Source organism: Lysinibacillus sp. NPDC093688 (genome assembly GCF_050280145.1).
GTDB classification, from domain to species: domain Bacteria; phylum Bacillota; class Bacilli; order Bacillales_A; family Planococcaceae; genus Lysinibacillus; species Lysinibacillus xylanilyticus_B.
In genome coordinates, this window is record NZ_JBNNUX010000107.1 from 1 (window position 1) to 1,120 (window position 1,120).

The window sequence follows — 1,120 nt, forward strand, 5'->3', positions numbered from 1 at the left end:
TGAGCTACTTCGGAATAATGGTGGGCCTAAATGGACTCGAACCATCGACCTCACGCTTATCAGGCGTGCGCTCTAACCAGCTGAGCTATAGGCCCTTAGATTGGAGCGGGTGATGAGAATCGAACTCACGACATCAGCTTGGAAGGCTGAGGTTTTACCATTAAACTACACCCGCATATGGTGGGTCAGGACGGAATCGAACCGCCGACACTTAGAGCTTCAATCTAATGCTCTACCAACTGAGCTACTGACCCATATTTTTAAAAAATGGCGGTCCCGACCGGGATCGAACCGGCGATCTCCTGCGTGACAGGCAGGCATGTTAACCGCTACACCACGGGACCATTTGGTTGCGGGGGCCGGATTTGAACCAACGACCTTCGGGTTATGAGCCCGACGAGCTACCACTGCTCCACCCCGCGTTAATAAGATATTCTTTTCGAGTTTTTCAAGCGCCATTTATAAAATAAACTGGAGGAGGTAGAGGGATTCGAACCCCCGCGCGGTGTTACCCGCCTGTCGGTTTTCAAGACCGATCCCTTCAGCCAGACTTGGGTATACCTCCGAAACAATATATAAATGGTGGACCTTGCAGGACTCGAACCTGCGACCGGACGGTTATGAGCCGTCTGCTCTAACCAACTGAGCTAAAGGTCCTTTAAGATGGCGGCAGAGGGGATCGAACCCCCGACCTTACGGGTATGAACCGTACGCTCTAGCCAGCTGAGCTACGCCGCCAGGATCTTTATACTGGTTATCTTTTATGGTGGAGCCTAGCGGGATCGAACCGCTGACCTCCTGCGTGCAAGGCAGGCGCTCTCCCAGCTGAGCTAAGGCCCCATAAAATGGTCGGAATGACAGGATTCGAACCTACGACCCCTTGGTCCCAAACCAAGTGCTCTACCAAGCTGAGCTACATTCCGATAAATATTAATTTGGCGCGCCCGGCAGGAGTCGAACCCACAACCTTCTGATCCGTAGTCAGACGCTCTATCCAATTGAGCTACGGGCGCTAATTATAAAATAAAATGGTGCCGAGGGCCGGAATCGAACCGGCACGGTAGTCACCTACCGCAGGATTTTAAGTCCTGTGCGTCTGCCAGTTCCGCCACCCCGGCAC

General features: G+C 52.9%; 12 tRNA genes. All 12 read right to left on the reverse strand.

The features are described 5' to 3' along the window. Positions 1 to 18 precede the first annotated feature (18 nt). A tRNA-Ile gene (locus tag ACQKN2_RS25335) sits at positions 19 to 95 on the reverse strand. A 6-nt stretch (positions 96 to 101) separates the two neighbouring features. Then, positions 102 to 175: transfer RNA gene (locus ACQKN2_RS25340), tRNA-Gly, on the reverse strand. A gap of 3 nt (positions 176 to 178) precedes the next feature. After that, positions 179 to 254: transfer RNA gene (locus ACQKN2_RS25345), tRNA-Phe, on the reverse strand. A 14-nt stretch (positions 255 to 268) separates the two neighbouring features. After that, a tRNA-Asp gene (locus tag ACQKN2_RS25350) sits at positions 269 to 344 on the reverse strand. 3 nt (positions 345 to 347) lie between these two features. Beyond that, positions 348 to 422: transfer RNA gene (locus ACQKN2_RS25355), tRNA-Met, on the reverse strand. 50 nt (positions 423 to 472) lie between these two features. Next, positions 473 to 565, reverse strand: a tRNA-Ser gene (locus ACQKN2_RS25360). A gap of 15 nt (positions 566 to 580) precedes the next feature. After that, positions 581 to 657 (reverse strand) — tRNA-Ile (locus tag ACQKN2_RS25365). A 7-nt stretch (positions 658 to 664) separates the two neighbouring features. Beyond that, positions 665 to 738: transfer RNA gene (locus ACQKN2_RS25370), tRNA-Met, on the reverse strand. A 26-nt stretch (positions 739 to 764) separates the two neighbouring features. Further along, positions 765 to 840: transfer RNA gene (locus ACQKN2_RS25375), tRNA-Ala, on the reverse strand. 6 nt (positions 841 to 846) lie between these two features. After that, positions 847 to 923 (reverse strand) — tRNA-Pro (locus tag ACQKN2_RS25380). A 13-nt stretch (positions 924 to 936) separates the two neighbouring features. Further along, positions 937 to 1,013: transfer RNA gene (locus tag ACQKN2_RS25385), tRNA-Arg, on the reverse strand. A 16-nt stretch (positions 1,014 to 1,029) separates the two neighbouring features. After that, positions 1,030 to 1,118: transfer RNA gene (locus ACQKN2_RS25390), tRNA-Leu, on the reverse strand. Positions 1,119 to 1,120 lie beyond the last annotated feature (2 nt).